At 65.3% G+C, this 19,137-nt stretch carries 19 protein-coding genes and 1 tRNA gene; 14 read left to right on the top strand and 6 right to left on the bottom strand.

The genetic code is table 11. The features are described from left to right. Window positions 1-32 precede the first annotated feature (32 nt). Together AC0L3B_RS19625 and AC0L3B_RS19620 are read right to left on the bottom strand one after the other, a co-directional pair. Window positions 33-872 carry a helix-turn-helix transcriptional regulator gene (locus tag AC0L3B_RS19625; protein WP_473380920.1) on the bottom strand — a complete coding sequence of 280 codons (840 nt, stop codon included), beginning with the start codon at window positions 870-872 and terminating at the stop codon, window positions 33-35. Between the two features lie 9 nt (window positions 873-881). Then, window positions 882-1,460 carry a methylated-DNA--[protein]-cysteine S-methyltransferase gene (locus AC0L3B_RS19620; protein ID WP_018456084.1) on the bottom strand — a complete coding sequence of 193 codons (579 nt, stop codon included), beginning with the start codon at window positions 1,458-1,460 and terminating at the stop codon, window positions 882-884. Between the two features lie 172 nt (window positions 1,461-1,632). Between AC0L3B_RS19620 and AC0L3B_RS19615 the strand changes: the two genes are divergently transcribed. Then, window positions 1,633-1,706 (top strand) — tRNA-Gly (locus tag AC0L3B_RS19615). 4 nt (window positions 1,707-1,710) lie between these two features. Here AC0L3B_RS19615 and AC0L3B_RS19610 read toward each other — a convergent pair. Continuing rightward, the gene (locus AC0L3B_RS19610) at window positions 1,711-2,703 is read right to left on the bottom strand and encodes an alpha/beta fold hydrolase (protein ID WP_377791553.1); all 993 of its coding nucleotides are present in this window, start codon (window positions 2,701-2,703) and stop codon (window positions 1,711-1,713) included. A 188-nt stretch (window positions 2,704-2,891) separates the two neighbouring features. On the opposite strand from AC0L3B_RS19610, the gene AC0L3B_RS19605 reads away from it, so the two are divergent. Continuing rightward, window positions 2,892-3,473: a helix-turn-helix domain-containing protein gene (locus AC0L3B_RS19605; protein ID WP_085349696.1), complete on the top strand. Its 582-nt coding sequence runs from the start codon at window positions 2,892-2,894 to the stop codon at window positions 3,471-3,473. Between the two features lie 10 nt (window positions 3,474-3,483). After that, window positions 3,484-3,951: a GNAT family N-acetyltransferase gene (locus AC0L3B_RS19600; protein ID WP_247474064.1), complete on the top strand. Its 468-nt coding sequence runs from the start codon at window positions 3,484-3,486 to the stop codon at window positions 3,949-3,951. A 1-nt stretch (window position 3,952) separates the two neighbouring features. Here AC0L3B_RS19600 and AC0L3B_RS19595 read toward each other — a convergent pair whose 3' ends face one another. Next, the gene (locus AC0L3B_RS19595; RefSeq protein ID WP_018460104.1) at window positions 3,953-4,480 is read right to left on the bottom strand and encodes a DUF1003 domain-containing protein; all 528 of its coding nucleotides are present in this window, start codon (window positions 4,478-4,480) and stop codon (window positions 3,953-3,955) included. 112 nt (window positions 4,481-4,592) lie between these two features. Here AC0L3B_RS19595 and AC0L3B_RS19590 point away from each other — a divergent pair, with 112 nt between their 5' ends. The 8 genes from AC0L3B_RS19590 to AC0L3B_RS19555 all read left to right on the top strand — a co-directional run bounded on the left by AC0L3B_RS19590 (window position 4,593) and on the right by AC0L3B_RS19555 (window position 13,324). Further along, window positions 4,593-5,651 (top strand): LacI family DNA-binding transcriptional regulator, encoded by a 1,059-nt coding sequence (locus tag AC0L3B_RS19590; RefSeq protein ID WP_473380919.1) that lies wholly within the window; start codon window positions 4,593-4,595, stop codon window positions 5,649-5,651. An 82-nt stretch (window positions 5,652-5,733) separates the two neighbouring features. After that, window positions 5,734-7,188, top strand: a complete 1,455-nt coding sequence (xylB, locus tag AC0L3B_RS19585; RefSeq protein WP_085349700.1) for a xylulokinase — start codon at window positions 5,734-5,736, stop codon at window positions 7,186-7,188. Further along, complete coding sequence (gene xylA / locus AC0L3B_RS19580; protein WP_247474058.1) at window positions 7,189-8,511, top strand: xylose isomerase; 1,323 nt, start codon at window positions 7,189-7,191, stop codon at window positions 8,509-8,511. It abuts the gene before it with no gap. A gap of 12 nt (window positions 8,512-8,523) precedes the next feature. Next, complete coding sequence (locus AC0L3B_RS19575; protein ID WP_247368716.1) at window positions 8,524-9,282, top strand: ATP-binding cassette domain-containing protein; 759 nt, start codon at window positions 8,524-8,526, stop codon at window positions 9,280-9,282. Next, entirely contained in the window at window positions 9,282-10,364 is a 1,083-nt protein-coding gene (locus tag AC0L3B_RS19570) for an ABC transporter permease (protein WP_018460100.1), read from the top strand. The genes AC0L3B_RS19575 and AC0L3B_RS19570 overlap by 1 nt, the downstream gene beginning before the upstream one ends. A gap of 94 nt (window positions 10,365-10,458) precedes the next feature. Next, window positions 10,459-11,391, top strand: a complete 933-nt coding sequence (locus AC0L3B_RS19565; protein ID WP_085384955.1) for a sugar-binding protein — start codon at window positions 10,459-10,461, stop codon at window positions 11,389-11,391. Between the two features lie 103 nt (window positions 11,392-11,494). Beyond that, window positions 11,495-12,472, top strand: coding sequence for an aldo/keto reductase (locus AC0L3B_RS19560; protein WP_473380918.1), 978 nt, complete (start codon window positions 11,495-11,497; stop codon window positions 12,470-12,472). Between the two features lie 3 nt (window positions 12,473-12,475). Next, window positions 12,476-13,324 carry an amidohydrolase family protein gene (locus AC0L3B_RS19555; protein ID WP_473380917.1) on the top strand — a complete coding sequence of 283 codons (849 nt, stop codon included), beginning with the start codon at window positions 12,476-12,478 and terminating at the stop codon, window positions 13,322-13,324. Window positions 13,325-13,345: 21 nt separating this feature from the next. On the opposite strand, the gene AC0L3B_RS19550 is transcribed toward AC0L3B_RS19555, so the two are convergent. Beyond that, window positions 13,346-14,149, bottom strand: coding sequence for an ATP-grasp domain-containing protein (locus AC0L3B_RS19550; RefSeq protein WP_247474046.1), 804 nt, complete (start codon window positions 14,147-14,149; stop codon window positions 13,346-13,348). Window positions 14,150-14,549: 400 nt separating this feature from the next. Here AC0L3B_RS19550 and AC0L3B_RS19545 point away from each other — a divergent pair, with 400 nt between their 5' ends. From AC0L3B_RS19545 to AC0L3B_RS19535, 3 genes are all read left to right on the top strand, one after another. Then, window positions 14,550-15,323 carry a ferredoxin--NADP reductase gene (locus tag AC0L3B_RS19545; RefSeq protein WP_018460095.1) on the top strand — a complete coding sequence of 258 codons (774 nt, stop codon included), beginning with the start codon at window positions 14,550-14,552 and terminating at the stop codon, window positions 15,321-15,323. A gap of 218 nt (window positions 15,324-15,541) precedes the next feature. Continuing rightward, on the top strand, window positions 15,542-17,251 hold the full coding sequence (locus tag AC0L3B_RS19540) for an FMN-binding glutamate synthase family protein (RefSeq protein WP_204513167.1): 1,710 nt from the start codon (window positions 15,542-15,544) through the stop codon (window positions 17,249-17,251). 98 nt (window positions 17,252-17,349) lie between these two features. Then, window positions 17,350-17,592: a PilZ domain-containing protein gene (locus AC0L3B_RS19535; protein WP_007597823.1), complete on the top strand. Its 243-nt coding sequence runs from the start codon at window positions 17,350-17,352 to the stop codon at window positions 17,590-17,592. 35 nt (window positions 17,593-17,627) lie between these two features. Here AC0L3B_RS19535 and AC0L3B_RS19530 read toward each other — a convergent pair whose 3' ends face one another. Continuing rightward, window positions 17,628-18,938 carry a hemolysin family protein gene (locus AC0L3B_RS19530; protein ID WP_473380916.1) on the bottom strand — a complete coding sequence of 437 codons (1,311 nt, stop codon included), beginning with the start codon at window positions 18,936-18,938 and terminating at the stop codon, window positions 17,628-17,630. Between the last annotated feature and the right edge of the window lie 199 nt (window positions 18,939-19,137).

The following is a 19,137-nucleotide window of genomic DNA, read 5'->3' as shown; positions in this document are numbered from 1 at the left end:
CCGCAATCGGCGCGCGCCGGAGACGAACCTAGTCAGTTGAGGGCAAGCTGCTCTTGGAGAATCTTGCGCTCTCCCTTCGAGGCCTGGCGGAACTTGGTCGGCGAGACGCCGGCGGCGCGGTGAAAGGTGCGGACGAAGTTGGAGAGATCGCCGAAGCCGACGTCATAGGCGATGTCGGTGACTGCGATGTCGTCGTCAGTCAGCAGCCGCGCCGCATGCCGCAGCCGCGAGCGCACCAAATATTGATGCGGAGTGACGCCGAGCACGGCGGAGAACAGCCGCAGGAAGTGGAAGGGGCTGAGGCCTGCTTGCCGCGCCGCCTGTTCGAGGTCGACCTCGGCATGCGAGTTGGCGTCGATCCAGAGCGCGGCTTCCACGGCGCGGCGGCGATCACGCGCCGTCGGTGTCGTCGGCTTGCGCGCCTTGCCCGACACGACATCGACGAAACGACCGGCGAGGATCTGCCCGACCTCGTCGAGACCGAGGTCGCTGTTGCCATCTGCCGCCGTCTGGGCGAGCTCGCCCAGCACCATCAGCTCGGGCAGCGGTGGCGTCGCGCCAACCTGCCAGACGTCGCGCCGGCCGCCGAGCGCGTCGATCAGATCCTCGCTGAGGAAAAAGGACAGGCAGACGTCGCCGGCGACGTGCTCATGTGTGCAGGTGTATTCCTCGCCTGGCGCGCCGACCAGCATCGAGCCCGCCACCAGCTCGAAGAAGCCGGCGCGGCAATGACAGCCAAAGCTGCCGGCGCGGACATAGGCGATGGAATGGCCGGTGCGGCACTCCGCAAACGGGCTGTCGTCCGGTCCCGCGTCGCAGCGAAACTCGGAGACGGTCATCGAGGGGGTGGTCAGCAGCGTTGTTGCATCCATCCCGCCTATCTAGGTGGAGGGTCTCGGTGGGGCAACGGGCAGCAGGACGTCGAACAGCGTCTTGCTGGCGATCGGATGGGTGCCCTCCAGCGACAGCAGCCGCCGCTTGGAGATTACGCCGCCATAGGGCGAGAGCCGGTCGGTGTAATTGCCGGCCTCCAGCACCCGGTGACAGGGTACGATCAGCATGTAGGGATTTTTCGCGATCGCCTGGGCCACCGAATGCGCCGCGCCGGAGGCGCCCAGCGCCTTGGCGATCTCGTGATAGGTGCGCGTCTCCCCGCGCGGGATGGCGCAGGCCGCCTCGTAGACCCGCCGGTTGAAGCCGGGCACCCCGCTCGCGTCCAGGCTGACCTCGGAAAAATCAGCATCGCTGCCCTGCAGCAAGCTCACGATGCCCTCGATCGCGAACTCGGCGTTCGCGGAAGGCCGCTGCTCGCGTGCCTCGGGATGGATCTGGAAAATCCGGCGGCGGGTGTCGATCTCCCGCGCCTCTGGCAACTGCACGGCGACGACCCCGGTGCTGCTCCAGATGATGCCGCAGCGCCCTATGGTCGTGTCGAATATCGCGTAGCCATGCCCCACCATACACACGCCCCCACGCAACGTACGCTCTCCCCAGACCGCGACCATAACACCGCCACAATCCGCCGCACCCAAAATCTTACCGGAAACTTAAGAAGGGGCGGGCGGGCTGCGCCAAAGCGCTTGGCGAGATGCGCCGTCTCGGCTAATCAGAGCGGGCGCAAGCTGCGCATCCGCGGGCGTAGTTCAATGGTAGAACGGCAGCTTCCCAAGCTGCATACGAGGGTTCGATTCCCTTCGCCCGCTCCATCCTTTAGTTCGGCAGGCTCCGCAGAAATTCCACGATCGCCGCGTTCACCTCCGCCGGCCGTTCCTGCTGCGTCCAGTGTCCGCACCCCGGTAGCATCTTGATCTCGCGTAATTGCGGCACCCATTGCTTCATGTTGGCAACGTGCTCGGCGGCGCCAGGGAAGGCCATGACCATGTCGTAGTCGCCGGCGATGAAGAGCGAGGGCACGACCACCTTGACGGCCTCGAAGGCGCCCATCAGCTCCCAGTTGCGATCGATGTTGCGATAGTAGTTGAGCGGTCCGCGAAACCCACTATGGGCAAATTCGGCGCCGTAATAGTCGAGGTCCGCGCTGCTCAGCCACGACGGCAGCGGCACCTGCACCTTCGGCAGCATGCCGTCCTTGCGAGAGACCATGCCGACACCGGCGGTCCGCCCTTGACGCTCGGCATTGGCGCGGATCACCGCCGCGCCTTCGCCGGAACCGCCATAGAGCATCGCGCCGAGCGTTGCGCGCGTATCCCTTTCGAATTCTGCTTCGGCGACACCCGGCTCCTGGAAATACAGTTGATAGAACTGCGCATCCGCCGTCTGTGGCATTACGCTCGTCGGCCGCACCGGACTGCGTGGTCGATAGGGCACGCTAAGAATGGCGGCGGCGCGGAAGCGGTCGGGCCGTAGGCGCGCCGTGTGCCAGGCGATCGTCGCGCCCCAGTCGTGCCCGACGATGACGGCGTCCTTCGCCTCGAAAGCGTCGAGCACGCCGACGAGGTCGCCGACCATGTGGAGGATCGTGTACTGGTCGATGGCTTCGGGTCGGTCGCTCTTGCCGTAGCCGCGCATGTCAGGGGCGACCGCGTGGAAACCGGCTGCCCCCAGCGCCTCGAGTTGGTGACGCCAGGAGTACCAACCTTCCGGAAAGCCGTGGCAGAGCAGCACCATCGGCCCCTTGCCCTGCTCGGCGACGTTGAGGCTGATGCCGTTGGCCTTGATCGTCCGCTGCGTCGGTTCGCCCATGTCGCCGCCTCCCGGTCATCGTCGTTGGGTCTATCCTAGTCGGCCCTATAGGCTCCGCAAAGTTTCTAATATATTGGCCCCTCGCTTCCGGCACGCACGCATCGCCCAGCTTAAGCTTCTCGCGGCCATGATGGGTGCGGTCCTCGTGTCGGCAATGTTCGGATCAGAGACCAGGACATGCAAAGAAAATGGACCAGCAGAAACTCGATCGCGCGATCGGTCGTCGCTTGAAGACGCTTCGGACGCAGGCCGGCATGACGCTGAATGAGCTTGCCGCGCGCTCCGGCGTCAGCCGGGCCATGATCGGGCGGGTGGAGCGGGCGCAGAGCAGTGCGACGGCTGCGCTGCTGGGAAAACTCTGCGCCGCGCTCGACGTGTCGCTCAGCGACGTCGTCGCGCTGGCCGAAAAGCCGCCGGAGCGGCTGGTGCGGCTCGCCGACCAGCCGCACTGGCGCGATCCCGACAGCGGCTATCGCCGCCGTCACGCGTCGCCCACGGACGCGGCGAGCGGCATCGAGATCATCGTCGTCGATTTGCCGGCCGGTGCGCGGGTGCCATACAGCCCTTGGGGCCGCAATGCCTTCACCCAGCAGCTGCTGATGCTGGAGGGCGCGATCGCCGTGCACATCGACGCCAAGGCGGTTCGCCTGCGCGAAGGCGACTGTCTCGACTTCGACGTGATGCGCGCGGTGATCTTCGAGAACGAGACCAGACAGGACGCGCGCTACGTCATCATCACGCGCCGCGGCGCGTCCTACGGCAAGATGTGAGACCGTGACGATGCAGATCCGCACCGGCGACACCTTTGATCCGCGCGTCATCGCGCTGCTCGATCATCACGTCACGGCGGCGCGGGCGCAGACCGCGCCGGGCAGCGCCCATGCGCTCGATCTCTCCGGACTGCGCGCGCCCGACATCGCGTTCTGGACCGGCTGGGACGGCGAGACGCTGGTCGCCGTCGGTGCGCTGAAGACGCTGTCAGCCGAGCACGGCGAGGTGAAGTCGATGCACACGCTCCAGACCACGCGGCGGCGCGGCTTTGGCGGTGAGATGCTCCGCCACATCATCACAGAAGCCCGCGCGCGCGGCATGGCGCGGCTCAGCCTCGAGACCGGCTCGTGGGACTATTTCAAGCCGGCGCTCGCGCTCTACCGGGCGCATGGCTTTGTCCTCTGCGGCCCGTTCGAGGGCTATGTCGAGGATCCCAACAGCCTGTTCCTGACCCTCGACCTGTCGGCCAGCCGATAGCTCAGGAGCGCGTCTCCTCGATCCTGTCGAGCACGCGCTCGGGGGCGATGTCGCGGCTTGCCTCCTCCAGATCCCGTTTCGAGTCGGGCTGGACATCGAGCCGCTCGGCGATCTGCGTAAGGAGGCGGGCAACCTTGGTCAATTCGTGCTCGGCGAGAAGGCTGATCTGGAGATCGAGATCGGCGCGCTTGTCCGCTGCTGCACTCATGCGGTTCTGCGAGATCAGCACGAATGTCGATAGGAAGATCGCCTCGACCGAAGCAATCATCGCCAGCACCACGAAGCTCTCGTCCCAGGCCGGGATTCCCGGCAGCCAATGCAGATTGGCGATGATCCAGAAGCCGAACACGGCGACATGGAGATAGACGAACGCCATGCTGCCGGTGAACGCCGTGATCGCATCGGCAAGCTTTTCCTGACCCTTGGCAGCGCGCTGCTCCCGGCGGCGGCGCTCGACCAGCGCCTGGATGTTGCGCTCGAGCGTCGGGCTCAATCCCTCGCCCGGATCATGGGTGATATCGTTATGCACAGGGCGGCAACGGCGGACGGGAAAGGCTGTTCCTGGGCTGAGCTGCGGGAAAATGGCTGCCGTCTCTCAAAATGAGTTGCGTACCTCAAAACACCTCTGCTAGCCTTCAGCCATGGCCGAGACGCTCACCACGACCGCGCTGACGCTGAAGGACATCGCCCGCCAGGCCGGCGTCAGCCTCGCGACGGTGGACCGCGTCCTGCACAATCGGCCGGGCGTGCGGCCGGATACGGTCCGGCGCGTCAAGGAGGCGATCGAGCGCAATTCATTCCAGCCGCACGTGGACGCCGCCGAGCTCGCCCGCGGCCGCGCCCGCCGTTTCGCCTTCGTGATGCCGTCGGGGCCGAACCCGTTCATGCAGCAGATCCAGGACTATCTCGGCGAGATGTCGGGCTGGTTGTCGTCCCGCCGCCTCGGCGTCGAGACCGTCGCGACCGACGTGTTCGATCCGTCCATGCTCGCGGCATCCCTGGAAGGGCTCTCGGACGATTACGACGGTGTCGCCGTGGTGGCGCTGGATCATCCCAGGGTCCGCGCCGCGATCGACGATCTCGTCGATGCCGGCGCCAAGGTCGTGACGCTGGTCTCGGACGTGCCGTCGTCGCGCCGGCACCATTATGTCGGCATCGACAACATTGCTGCGGGGCGGACTGCCGGCGCGCTGGTCGGGCGGCTGGTCGGACAAAAGTCCGGCAAGGTCGCGATCGTCGCGGGCTCGCAGGGCCTGCGCGATCATGCCGAGCGCATTTTTGGCTTCAACCAGGTGATGGCGTCGGAATTCCCCGGCCTCAGCGTGCTGCCGGTGCTCGAAGGGCGCGACGAGGACGCGCGTTCGGAGCAGGTGTTGACGCGGCTGTTGAGCCGGCATGCCGACATCGTGGGTCTTTATAATGTCGGCGCCGGTACGCAAGGCGTCGCCAACGCGTTGAATGAAAAGGCGTTGAGCGATGCCAGTCGCGACAAGCAGGTGGTGTTCGTCGGACACGACCTCACCGCGTTGACGCGTCGGCTGCTGCTGCAGGGCGTGATGCATGCCGCTATCTCGCAGAACCCCGGACACGAAGCGCGCGCCGCCGTGCGCGTGCTGCTCGCGCTCGCCCGTGGCGAGCCGATCTTGCGCGAACAGGAGAAGATCAGGATCGACATCGTGATGCGGGACAATCTGCCTTAGCGGCAGGTGGAATTCAAAACGACCCGTTGCGGATAAGGCAACTTTGAGTTCGCGCACCGCAACAGGCGAAAGGGAGGACGGCGTGTATCTCGGAATCGACATCGGCACATCAGGTGTGAAAGCGGTGCTCGTGAGCGAAGCCGGCGCGGTTGTCGCGACGGCGGCGCGCGAGCTTGCGCTGTCGCATCCCGCGCCGCTGTGGTCCGAGCAGGATCCCGATGCCTGGGTCGATGCGGCGGTCGGCGCGGTCGACGATCTGGCCGCCCGCCATCCGCGCGAGGTCGCACGGGTGCGCGGCATCGGGCTATCCGGCCAGATGCATGGCGCGACGCTGCTGGACGAGGACGGACGGCCGCTGCGTCCCGCGATCCTCTGGAACGACGGCCGCTCGCACGCCGAATGCGTCGCGCTGGAGCGGCGCTGCCCGTCGCTGCACACGATCGCCGGCAATCTGGCCATGCCCGGCTTCACCGCGCCGAAGCTGCTCTGGGTCGCCAGGCACGAGCCGAAAATCTTCGCGCGGGTCGCAAAGGTGCTGCTGCCGAAGGCCTATGTCCGCTATCGCCTGACCGGCGAGATGGTCGAGGACATGTCGGACGCGGCCGGCACGCTGTGGCTCGACGTCGGTCTGCGCCGCTGGTCGCCCCTGCTGCTGCATGCCACCGGGCTCGATCTCCATCACATGCCACGCCTAGTCGAGGGCAGCGACGTCAGCGCGACGCTCGCGCCGGACTGTGCGCAACGCTGGGGCATGGCAAAGGATGTCGTGATCGCTGGCGGCGCCGGCGATAATGCCGCGAGCGCGATCGGGCTCGGCGCCATCGCGCCGGGCGATGCGTTTCTGTCGCTTGGCACATCCGGCGTGGTGTTCCGCGTCACCGATCGGTTTGCACCGGCGCCGGCCGCGGCGGTCCATGCGTTCTGTCACGCGCTGCCCGGCCGCTGGCATCAGATGGGCGTGATGCTGTCGGCGGCGGCTTCGCTGGCCTGGCTCGCGGGCGTGATGGAGACGCCGGCGCCAGCGCTGCTCGCGCCGCTCGGCGAGCGCGTCGATGGACCGAGTCCGGTCAAATTCCTGCCTTATCTCGACGGTGAGCGCACGCCGCACAACGACGCCGCCGCCAGCGGTGCCTTCGTCGGCCTGCGCGGTGCGACCGGGCGCTCCCAGATCGTTCAGGCGGTGCTCGAAGGCGTCGCCTTCGCCGCGCGCGACAATCTGGCGGCACTGAGCGCGGCGGGCGGGCCGCTTCCCGAGGTTGATCTCGTCGGCGGCGGCTCGCGCTCGCCGCTGTGGGCGCAGATCTGCGCCGATGTGCTCGGCATCCCCGTCCACCGCGTCGAGGAGGGCGAGGTCGGAGCGGCGCTCGGCGCCGCCAGGCTCGGACGGCTCGCCGCCACCGGCGAAGACGCGGCTGCGGTTTGCACCCGTCCGCGGCGGCTCGCGAGCTTTACGCCTCGCGCATCGGTCAGCGCGGCCTATGACGAGGCCTATCGCCGCTGGCGCGAACTTTATCCCGCGTTGAAGGAGTGTGCCTGAGTGACTGCGTCAGTGAAATTCTTCGATACAAGTGTACCTGTCGCCTTCGCCGGCGGAGATGCCGGCAACACGCCTGCCTTCCGCTGGTACGACAAGGACCGCCTCGTCCATGGCCGCAGGATGGAAGACCATCTGCGCTTTGCGGTCTGCTATTGGCACTCGTTGTGCTGGCCCGGCGGCGATCCCTTTGGCGGCGAGACGTTCCTGCGGCCCTGGCACCACGGCACCGATGCAATGGCGCAGGCGCACGCCAAGGCTGACGTCGCCTTCGAGTTGTTTCGCCTGCTCGACGTGCCCTTCTTCACCTTCCACGACGTTGATGCAGCGCCGGAAGGCAACTCGCTTGGCGAATCCGTCGCCAACCTCAATGCCATCGCCGATCTGTTCGAAGCGAAGATGGCCGCAAGCAAGGTGCGCCTGCTCTGGGGCACCGCCAATTTGTTCACGCATCGCCGCTACATGGCGGGTGCGGCCACCAATCCAGACCCGGAGATATTCACCTATGCCGCCGGCCAGGTCCGCGCCGCGCTGGAGGTGACGCACAGGCTCGGCGGCCAGAACTACGTGCTGTGGGGCGGGCGCGAGGGCTACGAGACGCTGCTCAACACCGATCTCAAGCGCGAGCTCGACCAGCTCGGCCGCTTCGTCTCGCTCGTCGTCGAGCACAAGCACAAGATCGGCTTCAAGGGACCGATCCTGATCGAGCCGAAGCCGAAGGAGCCGACCAAGCATCAATATGATTTCGACGTCGCCACCTGCTACGGCTTCCTCGCGCGTTACGACCTGCTGAAGGACGTCAAGCTCAACATCGAGCAGAACCACGCCATCCTCGCCGGCCACTCCTTCCATCACGAGGTCGCGCTGGCGGAGGCGCTGGGTGTGTTCGGCTCGCTCGACATCAACCGCGGCGACGATCTGCTCGGCTGGGACACTGACCAGTTCGCGATGAACGTGCCCGAGCTTGCCCTGGTGTTCCACGAGCTCCTGAGCCGCGGTGGCTTCAGCTCCGGCGGGCTCAATTTCGACGCCAAGATCCGCCGCCAGTCGATCGATCCCGACGATCTGATCCATGCCCATGTCGGCTCGATGGATGCCTGCGCGCGGGCGTTGCTCGCCGCTGCGGACATGCTCGACGCCGGCGTGCTCACTGGGCCGCTCGCGAAACGCTACGAGGGATGGGCCGGACCCGAGGGCCGCGCCATTCTCGGCGGCCAGCGCTCGCTTGCCGAACTTGCCGACCGCGCGCACGGCCCGGGCTTTGACCCGCAGCCGCGCTCGGGCCGGCAGGAATATCTGGAATCCCTCGTCAACCGCTACGTCTGAGGAAGGCCGCTGATGACAAATGCACAAGCGACACCGGTCCTCGAGCTGGCCGGCATCGGCAAGGAGTTCGGCGCGATCCGCGCGCTGCATGATGTCGACATGCAGGTCCTTCCCGGCGAGGTCGTCGGCCTGATGGGCGACAACGGCGCGGGCAAGTCGACGCTGGTCAAGATCATCGCCGGCAATTTCCGCCCCAGCCACGGCGAAATCCGCTTCGCGGGCAGCGCGGTTCATTTCAACCGGCCCATCGATGCCCGCGGCGTCGGCATCGAGGTGGTCTATCAGGACCTTGCTCTCGCCGACAATCTCACCGCAGCGGCCAACGTCTTTCTCGGCCGCGAGCTGAAGCGCAGGATCGGGCCGTTCGCGTTGCTCGACCACAAGGCAATGGCGGCGCGTGCGCTGGAGCTGTTCGGCGAGCTGCGCTCGGAGACGCGCCCCGACGATCTCGTCAAGCAGATGTCGGGCGGCCAGCGCCAGGCGGTTGCGATCGCGCGGACGCGGCTCTCCAACGCGAAGCTGGTGATGATGGACGAGCCGACGGCCGCGATCTCGGTCCGCCAGGTCGAGCAGGTGCTCGGCCTGATTCACCGGCTGAAGGAGCAGGGCGTTGCCGTGATGCTGATCTCGCACCGCATGCCCGACGTGTTCGCGGTGTGCGATCGCGTCATCGTCATGCGCCGCGGCGAAAAGCGGGCCGACAAGCCCATCCACCAGACCTCCCCCGAGGAAGTCACCGCCCTGATCACCGGCGCGAAGGAGGCGGCGTGATGGCCATGCCCATGGAATCTCCGATCACCTTCTCGAACATCGGCAAGATTAGATGGTGGCAGCGCGGCATTTTCGCGTCCCAGACCGGCTATGTCCTGCTCGCGCTGGCGGTGCTGCTGGTGGTCATGCATTTCGCCAGCCCGTACTTCTTCACCGAGGGCAACATGCAGAACGTGGCGAAGAATTTCTCCTTCATCGCTATCGCTACCCTCGGCGTCACCTTCGTGATCATCACCGGCGGCATCGATCTGTCGGTCGGCTCGATGATGTGCTTCTCTGCCATGATCACCTCGATGGTGATGACCGAGCTGTCGGCGCCCGGCTCGCCGGCGGGATCCCTGTTCGTGCACATGGCGGCCGACGGCAAGACCGTGCTCGCCAATGTCCCTGGCCTGATCCTGGTGGTCTCGCTCCTCGCCGGCCTCGGCGTCGCGCTGCTCGCCGGCCTCGTCAACGGCTTCTGTATCGCGGTGCTCGGCCTGTCGCCGTTCGTCACCACCCTCGGCATGCTCTCGATCGTGCGCGGGCTCGGCTATGTCGTCTCCAACGGACGGGGCAGCTTTCCCGGTGGGCCGGATGCCGGTTATTTCTACGCGCTCACCTCCGGCGACGTGCTCGGCGTGCCCGTGCCATTCATTTATCTGATCGTCCTCGCGCTGGCGATGGCCGTGGTGCTGCACCACAGCTCGTTCGGCCGTCACGTGTTCGCGCTCGGCGGTAACGAGAAGGCGGCCGAACTCACCGGCATCCCGGTCGTGCGGGTGAAGATCGAGGTTTATGTGATCTGCGCGCTCGCCGCAGGCCTCCAGGGCATCATCATCTCGGGCTGGCTCGGATCGGCGCCGGCCAACATGGCGACGTCCTACGAGCTCAACGTGATCGCTGCGGCCGTCATCGGCGGTGCCAATCTCGCCGGCGGCATCGGTGGTCCACTCGGCGCCATCGTCGGCTGCGTGCTGCTCGAGGTGATCCGCAACGGCCTCGTGCTCGCCCAGGTCAGCTCCTACTGGCAGCAGACGCTGGTGGGCGTGATCATCATCCTGGCCGTATTGGTCGACCGCATCCGCTCGCGGATGATCTGAAACGACGTCGTTCCGGGACGGCAACGAAAATGCCGCCTGTCCACTTCCCGGACGATCTTGAGAGGACAGGCGCCAAAGAAGGGTGGAGGAGACGATGAGGAAATTTCTACTTGCCGGCATCGCGGTGGCGATGATGGCTACGCCGGCGTTTGCCGCAAACTACCGGTTCGTGATCGTGCCCAAGGCGATGAACAATCCGTTCTTCGACTTCGCGCGCGACGGCTGCCTGAAGCGTGCCAAGGAGCTCGGCAATATCGAGTGCATCTACAAGGGGCCGGTCGAGCACGAGCCGGCGACGCAGGCCCAGATCATCCAGGACTTCGTCACCCAGAAGGTCGACGGCCTCGCCATCTCGGTTGCCGACGTCGCGGCGATGACCAAGTCGATCGACGCGGCGACCGCGGCCGGCATCCCTGTCATCACCTTCGACGCCGATGCGCCCGGCGCCAAGCGCATCGCCTATATCGGCACCAACAACAAGGAGTTCGGCGTCGCCCTCGGCAAGGAGCTCCTGAAGCTGCGGCCCGACGGCGGCAAATACGCCATGGTTTCGGGTGGTCCCGGCGCCAAGAACCTCGCCGAACGCGTTGACGGCGTGCGCGAGGCGCTGAAGGGCTCGAAATGGACCGAGGTCGCGGGCTCTCCAACGTTCTGCAACGACGATCCCGCGCTGGCGGTTCAGCAGATGACTGACATGCGTACCGCGACGCCCGACCTCGCCGCAATCGTTCCCATCGGCGGCTGGCCGATGTTCGCCCCCGAAGGCTTCAAGGCCTTCGCGTCCAGGTACAAGAAGGATATCGATTCCGGCAAGTTCACGCTTGTCGTGGCCGATACGCTGAAGATGCAGCTCGAGCTGTTGCGCGATGGCTACGCCAATGCGCTGGTCGGCCAGCGTCCGTTCGAGATGGGCGAGAAGGCGATGGACACGCTGCTCGCCATCAAGAAGGGCGAGAAGGTGCCGGAGATCGTTTATACCGGCCTCGATCTCGTGACCAAGGACAACGTTGCGCAGATGTTGAAGTAGGAGCGTCGCCAGCCCCGCGCTCCTGCCTGCCTCTCCCGCTTGCGCTTTTCGCAAGCGGGAGAGATGATTTTGGCTGTTGGGGAGGACTGTTGAGGCAATGGGAATGAAAAGGTCGCGGCTCGGCTCGCTCGATGTCACCTCATTCGGCCTCGGTTCTGCCCCGCTCGGCGGATTGTTCACCCCCGTCAGCGATGCCGATGCGGAGGCGACGATCGCCCGCGCGTGGTCGCTCGGAGTCCGCTTCTTCGACACCGCGCCGCTCTACGGCTTCGGCCTCGCGGAGCGACGTCTTGGCGCATTCCTGCGGCAACAACCCCGTGACTCCTACGCGATCTCGACCAAGGTCGGCCGGCTGCTGCGTGCGCCGGATGGCGCTGCCGCCGAGGACGAGCATTACAAGGGCACGTCGCGCGAGCGGCCGGTGTTCGACTTCAGTTATGACGGCGTGATGCGGTCGCTTGAGGAAAGCCTGGCGCGGCTTGGGCTCGACCGCGTCGACGTCCTGCTTGTGCATGATCCCGATGATCATTACGACGACGCCGTCGCCGTCGCCTTTCGCGCGCTCCAGCGCCTGCGTGCGGACGATACCGTCAAGGCGATCGGTGCCGGCATGAACCAGTCGGACATGCTGGTCCGGTTCGCAGAGGCCGTTCCGGTCGACTGCTTCCTGCTCGCCGGCCGCTACACGTTGCTCGACCAGGGCGCGCTGGATGCGCTGTTCCCGGTCTGCGCGGCGAAGAATATCGGCATCCTGCTCGGCGGCATCTACAACAGCGGCATCCTGGCCAATCCGCACACGGGCGCGAAGTTCAATTATCAGGATGCCGATGCGGCACTCGTCGCCCGCGCGCTCACGCTCGACGAGCTCTGCCGCAAGCACGGCACCGAGCTGAAAGCCGCCGCGCTGCAGTTCTGCATGGCCCATCCGGCAGTCACGGTCGCCGTGACGGGCGCGCGCAATGCCGCGGAAATTGCCGACAACATCACGATGTTGGAGATGGCAGTGCCGGCGGCGTTCTGGCAGGAGCTGCGTGGGCGAAAACTCGTCGACGCCCGCGCGCTATTGCCGGGCGGAGCGTAAGGCATGATCATCGACGCTCACCAGCATTTCTGGGATCCGGCGCGCGCCGACTATCCCTGGATGGACGCGCCCGAGCTCACGCCGATCCGGCGTGCCTTCGGTCCGGCCGATCTCGCGCCGCTTTTGAGCGCGAACGGCATCGACGCGAGCATCCTGGTGCAGTGCCGCTCCGCGCTGGCTGAGACCGAGGAATTCCTGCGGATCGCGCATGCGACGCCCTCGGTGATCGGCGTCGTCGGCTGGGCCGATCTGACCGACGCTGCACTTGGCGATACGCTGGAGCAGTTGCGTGCTTCGCCCGGCGGCGACAAGCTGGTCGGCATCCGCCACCAGGTCCATGACGAGGCCGACCCGGATTGGTTGTTGCGCGAGGACGTTCAGCGCGGCCTCACGGCCGTGTTCGCGCACGATCTCGCCTACGATTTCCTGGTCCGCACCCGCGAGCTGCCGGCCGCGATCGCAACCGCACAGGCCTTCCCGCAGGCGCGCTTCGTGCTCGACCACGCAGCCAAGCCGCCGATCGCCGATGGCGGAAGCACTGGATGGTCCAACGGCATCGCGGCACTCGCGGCCTGCGGCAATGTCTGGTGCAAGGTCTCGGGGCTGGCGACGGAAGCGGTGTGGAACGACTGGAATGCGGAACGGCTGTTTCCGTTCGTCGCGCACGCCGCGACATGCTTCGGCGAGGATCGCCTGATGTTCGGCTCGGACTGGCCGGTATGTTTGCTCGCGGGGAGCTATGGTGAGATCACGGGCGCGCTGGGGGCCTGCCTGATGAAGCTCGGGCCGCAGGTGCGGGAGAAGGCGTTCGGCGTGAATGCCAAGGCTGCGTATCGGTTGGCGGTTGGTTGAAGTCGCCAGCGCGCGTGTCGCTCAGTGTTCGTCCCCAAACACCCAATCCAGCGCTGCATCGTACGTCCTCTGCACCAGCTCCGGATGCAGCTTCGCCAGCATCTCCATCATCACGCCGGAATTGATCTCGAGCACGCGCCAGACGCCGTCAACGTGCACGAGGTCGATCGAGGCGAAGGTGATGCCGATGGCATTGGCGGCGTCGATGGCGAGCTTTGCGCAGGCTGCGCGAAGATCGCCGTCCTGCATCAGCACGGGCTTTGCACCCGCATCGAGATTGTGCCGCCAATCCGAGCCGCGCTGCTTGCTGTAGACGACGAGTGGCACATCATCGAGCAGGACCACGCGAACTTCATCCTCGATCACGACATAGGGCGAGATCACGAGTCCGGCGCTCATCGAAAAGGCTTCGCCAACCGCATGATCGAGCTCTGTTTCCGTCGTGACCCTGAAGACGGATCGTCCCGACGTCCCCTCGTTCGGCTTTACCACCACGCCTTGCGGATTGTCGTGAAGCAGCGCCAGCATTGCCTCTCGCCAGGCGACGCCGACAACCTTCTCGCCCAACTTCGGATTGAGGAAGAGGCGATGGGGAATGCAGGGCACGCCCTCGAGCGTGAGCACTTCGGCGGTGGCCGATTTGTCATTGGCCAGGCGGTGCGCGATGGCGCTGTTGAGGCCGATGTCGTAGCCGAACGCGAAGTGGCGCTGCTCGCCCCGGCGCATCGCGAGCAGCCAGCCATCGGCGCGGACATCGAGCGCGATGCCATGGTTCGCGCAATAGCGCTTGATCGCCTGGACGATGATCCGCTCGCTGCTCGCCATGTGTCTCTGTCGCCAGTCGCAGTCGCCAGTTCCAGTCGCTCATGGCGCCAAAAGCCGGAAGAATCCGGGGAAACGGCGCCAACCCGAGGAAAATCAGAGCTATTCTTAATGAAATTCTCGCGAGCGGGGCGGAAATTAAGTGCTGTATTCGGGCCCCGGAGGGAAAAGAAATTGCCCTCCGCATACGCCGGACAGCAGATCCATTAATGATGTGACCATTTCCGCCGCAAATGCCGGTTTGACCGGCATCAATTGCATCCGGAACGAGGTTGATTATTGGTCTCAATGGCGTAGATCACACTCGCGAAATCCTCCGCCATGGCAATGGTGTCCGCTCCGCTTTCAGGGGCCGGGCAACGCTTTTGCCCTAAAACCGCAATTATTCGGAATATCGAAAATCATGAGCGCGTTTTACCGAGAGAAGGTTCTTTCCGTCCAGCACTGGACCGACACCCTGTTCAGCTTTCGCGCAACCCGCGATTCCGGCTTCCGCTTCCAGAACGGCCAGTTCGCGATGATCGGCCTCGAGGTTGAGGGCCGCCCGCTGCTCCGCGCCTACAGCATGGCGAGCGCTAATCACGAGGAAGAGCTCGAGTTCTTCTCGATCAAGGTTCAGGACGGCCCGCTGACGTCGCGTCTCCAGAAGATCAAGGAAGGCGACACCATCCTGGTCGGCCGCAAGGCGACCGGCACGCTGATCACCGACAATCTCATTCCCGGCAAGCGGCTGCTGCTGCTCTCGACCGGCACCGGCCTCGCGCCCTTCGCCAGCCTGATCAAGGATCCCGAGGTTTACGACCAGTTCGACAGCATCGTGCTGGTGCATGGCTGCCGTCAGGTCTCCGAGCTCGCTTATGGCGAGAAGCTCGTCGCCGGTCTTCGCGAGGACGAGCTGTTCGGGGAGTTGCTCGCGGACAAGCTCATCTACTACCCGACCGTGACCCGCGAGCCGTTCAAGAACCGCGGCCGCATCACCGACCTCATCAGCTCCGAGCAGATCTTCAACGACATCGGCCAGGGTCCGCTCGACATCGCGACCGACCGCATCATGATGTGCGGCAGCCCGGCGATGCTCGAAGAGCTGAAACTGATGTTCGAAGGCCGCGACTTCGTCGAGGGCTCAGGCAACAAGCCCGGCCATTTCGTGATCGAAAAGGCGTTCGTCGAGCGGTAGGCCCTCTCGGTCTCGTCCTGGCAAAAGCCAGGACGTTTGCCTGGGTAAAGCGCCTTGACCGGTTAATGCCCGTCCCTTCCGAGCCCTGCTGCACCGCAAAAGCCCGCCCATCGGGCTGATTGATTTGTCCCCGCCGAATTCGCTAGCGTGAAACACGGGCCGCGTCATATCCGTATGACAGGCGCGGGCGTATCGTACCGCCTCATGCTGGCGAGAGGATGGGAATCGTGGCCGACGAGAACAAAACGCAGGAATCGCCCAACCCATCGGCCAAACGCCTGCCGCTGGCGGAAGAGGGGATCATGGAAACCCTGCTGCTGCCATTCTCTCCGCGCTTCATCGTCCTGACGATCTGCGCGGTGGTCACTGCGCTGCTGACCGGCATCGGATTTGCCGATGGCAAGATCTTCGACATCCTGCTGATCCCGATCCTGATCTTCGGCGCGCTGACGGCGCTTGGCGTCCGCGACCTCATGCAGAAGGGCCACGCCGTTCTGCGCAACTACCCGATCTCGGCCCATATCCGTTTTTTGCTCGAAGAGATACGCCCGGAGATGCGGCAGTATTTCTTCGAGAGCGAGAAGGACGGCATGCCGTTCTCGCGCGACATCCGTGCGGTGGTCTATCAGCGCGCCAAGATGCAGCTCGACAAGCGTCCGTTCGGTACCCAGGAGGACGTCTACCGCCAGGGTTATGAGTGGATGCATCACTCGGTCTCGCCGAAGACGCATGCCGAGGAGAAATTCCGCGTCACTATCGGCGGCCCGGATTGCGCCAAGCCGTATTCGGCTTCGGTATTCAACATTTCCGCCATGAGTTTTGGCGCGCTCAGCCCGAACGCCGTGCGCGCGCTGAATGCCGGCGCCAAGAAGGGCGGCTTCGCGCACGACACCGGCGAGGGCGGCTTCAGCCCCTATCACGCGGAGATGGGCGGCGACATCATCTGGGAGATCGGTTCGGGCTATTTCGGCTGTCGTCATCTCGACGGCGCCTTCGATCCCGAAGCCTTCGCGCGCGTCGCGACCCAGGACCAGATCAAGATGGTCGAGCTCAAGATCAGCCAGGGCGCCAAGCCCGGTCATGGCGGCGTGCTGCCGGCGGCGAAAGTCTCGGAGGAGATTTCCAAGATCCGCGGGGTCGCCATGGGCGAGGATTGCATCTCGCCGGCCTCGCATCGCGCCTTCTCGACCCCTGTCGGCATGATGAAGTTCATCGGCGAGATGCGAAAGCTCTCCGGCGGCAAGCCGACGGGCTTCAAGCTGTGCATCGGTCATCCCTGGGAATTCCTGGCGATCTGCAAGGCGATGATCGAGACCGGCATCTATCCCGACTTCATCGTTGTCGACGGCAACGAGGGTGGCACCGGCGCCGCGCCACTGGAGTTCATGGACCATCTGGGCATGCCGATGCGCGAGGGCGTCAGTTTCGTCCACAATGCGCTGATCGGCATCAACGCGCGCGACCGCATCAAGATCGGCGCCTCCGGCAAGATAGCCACCGCGTTCGACATGGCGCGCGCCATGGCGATCGGCGCGGACTACTGCAATTCGGCGCGCGGCTTCATGTTCTCGCTCGGCTGCATCCAGTCGCTGAGCTGCCACACCGACCGCTGCCCGACCGGCGTCGCGACGCAGGACCCGACGCGGGCCCGCGCGCTCTATGTGCCGCTCAAGATCGACCGCGTGCACAATTATCACCTGGCGACGCTGCACTCGCTGACCGAGCTGATCGCCGCGGCCGGTCTCGAACATCCGCAGCAGCTGCGCCCGATCCACTTCTCCCAGCGCACCTCGACGACGGACGTGAAATCCTTCGCGCAGCTTTATCCGTCGCTGCGTCCGGGCGAACTGCTCGAAGGCACCGAAGACCCACGCTTCCGCGACGCCTGGCGGATGGCACGGACGGAGACGTTCCAGCCGGCGCTGTAGGGCGCCGGTCCACTTGCAGGGCCGCGGCCCCGCGCGCAAAAGCATGGCGAGGGGGGTGCGTTTAACCTTTGGTTCAACTTTGGGTGTAGATTGTTCCCATGGACGAGCGGCGCGACAAGGCAAGGCATCGCGTGCTGAAGGCCGGAACGATCGAGTTCGGCGGCGGCGGCGCGATCGACTGCACTATCCGCAACCTGTCAGATACCGGCGCCGCGCTCGACGTCAGCAGTCCCGTCGGCATCCCCGACCATTTCAGCCTGTTCGTCCAGGCCGACGGAACACATCTCGCCTGCACCGTGATCTGGCGCAAGGAAAAGCGGATCGGGGTGAGGTTCGGGTGAGGGCTGGGACCACACGTGGAGAGTTCAGCACCACCTCACGTCGCCGCTCGCTCACCCGTCTCTACTTCGCTCCGCCGGCTCGCGAGAATCTTGTCGATCCTCCGCCCGTCGAGATCGACCACCTCGATGTGCCAGTCGCCGAAGTCGAAGGCGTCGCCGACATCAGGCAGCACGTTGAACTGTTGCAGCACGAGGCCGGCGACGGTGTTGTAGCGGTGCGGCGGCAGTTCGATGCCGAGCAGCTCGCCGAATTCGTCGACCGGCATCCAGCCTGAGACCAGCAGCGAATCGTCCGCGCGCTTGACGTAGGCCGGTTCCGGCGGGCCTTCCTCGGAATGGAAGGCACCGACAATGGATTCCAGAATGTCAGCCGTCGTCACGATGCCTTCGAAGGCGCCGTATTCGTCGTAGACGAGGCCGACATGCACCGGTGCAGCCTTCAGGATCGCCAGCACGTCGCGGGCATCGGCCGAGGCGGGAATGCCGGGCGCCTCGCGGACCAGCACGCGCAAATCCGGCGTGCGCTCGTTCATGAAGGCCACCAGCAGGTCCTTGGCTTGAAGCACGCCAATCGGCTTGTCGCGGTCGCCGTCGGACACCGGAAAGCGCGAATGCGGACTCTTGGCGATGGTCGCTTGAATGCTTTCCGGCGTATCGTTCAGGTCGATCTCGTTGACCTCCGTGCGCGGCGTCATAATCGCGCCGACCGGCCGGTCGCCGAGCCGCATCACGCCCGCGATCATCTCCTTTTCACCTGACTCGAGCACGCCTGCGTTTTCGGCTTCGCTGACGAGATGATGGATCTCATCTTCTGACACTTTTTCTTCAGACTTGCCGCCATGGCCGAGCAGCGTGAGGATCAGCTTGCCGGAGAGATCGAGCAGGAAGACCAGCGGCAGCGAGACCTTCGCAAGCACGTGCATCGCGGGTGCAACCCTGACCGCGATGCTCTCGGGGTCGCGCAGCGCCACCTGCTTCGGCACCAGCTCGCCGACGATCAGGGTGGCGTAGGTGATGAGCGTGACGACCAGGCCCACTCCGACGATGTCGGCAATTCCTGCGGACAGGCCGAGCTCGAGCAGCCATTGCGTCAGCCGCTGTCCGAGCGTCGCGCCCGAGAACGCGCCGGAGAGCACGCCGACCAGCGTGATCCCGATCTGCACCGTCGAGAGGAATTTGCCGGGATCGGCCGCGAGCGTCAGCGCCCGCTCGGCGCCGCGGACGCCCTTGGCGGCGAGCATCGACAGCCGGGCCGGGCGCGACGAGACCACGGCCAGCTCGGACATGGACAGTAAGCCGTTGATGACGATCAGGACGACGACGATGGCGAGTTCGGCGGAGAGCATTGATGTTCCGAGGTAAGGGAGTGTGGCGCGGATGGCCGCACAGGTCTTGATATAGGTATTCGAGGAAGAAATGCCGATGATTCTGTCCCATCGGGCATCGCGAAGGAACTTCGGCGACCCCGTCCCCGAAGGCACTCCCCAATACCCCGCGGAACTACGGGCATGCCGTTGCTTAACGGGCTCTTAGCGGCCACCAGCT

The organism is Bradyrhizobium sp. Kon56, assembly GCF_055807635.1.
The sequence above is the reverse complement of the archived record's forward strand: the minus strand, read 5'-3'. Positions and strand labels throughout refer to the sequence as shown.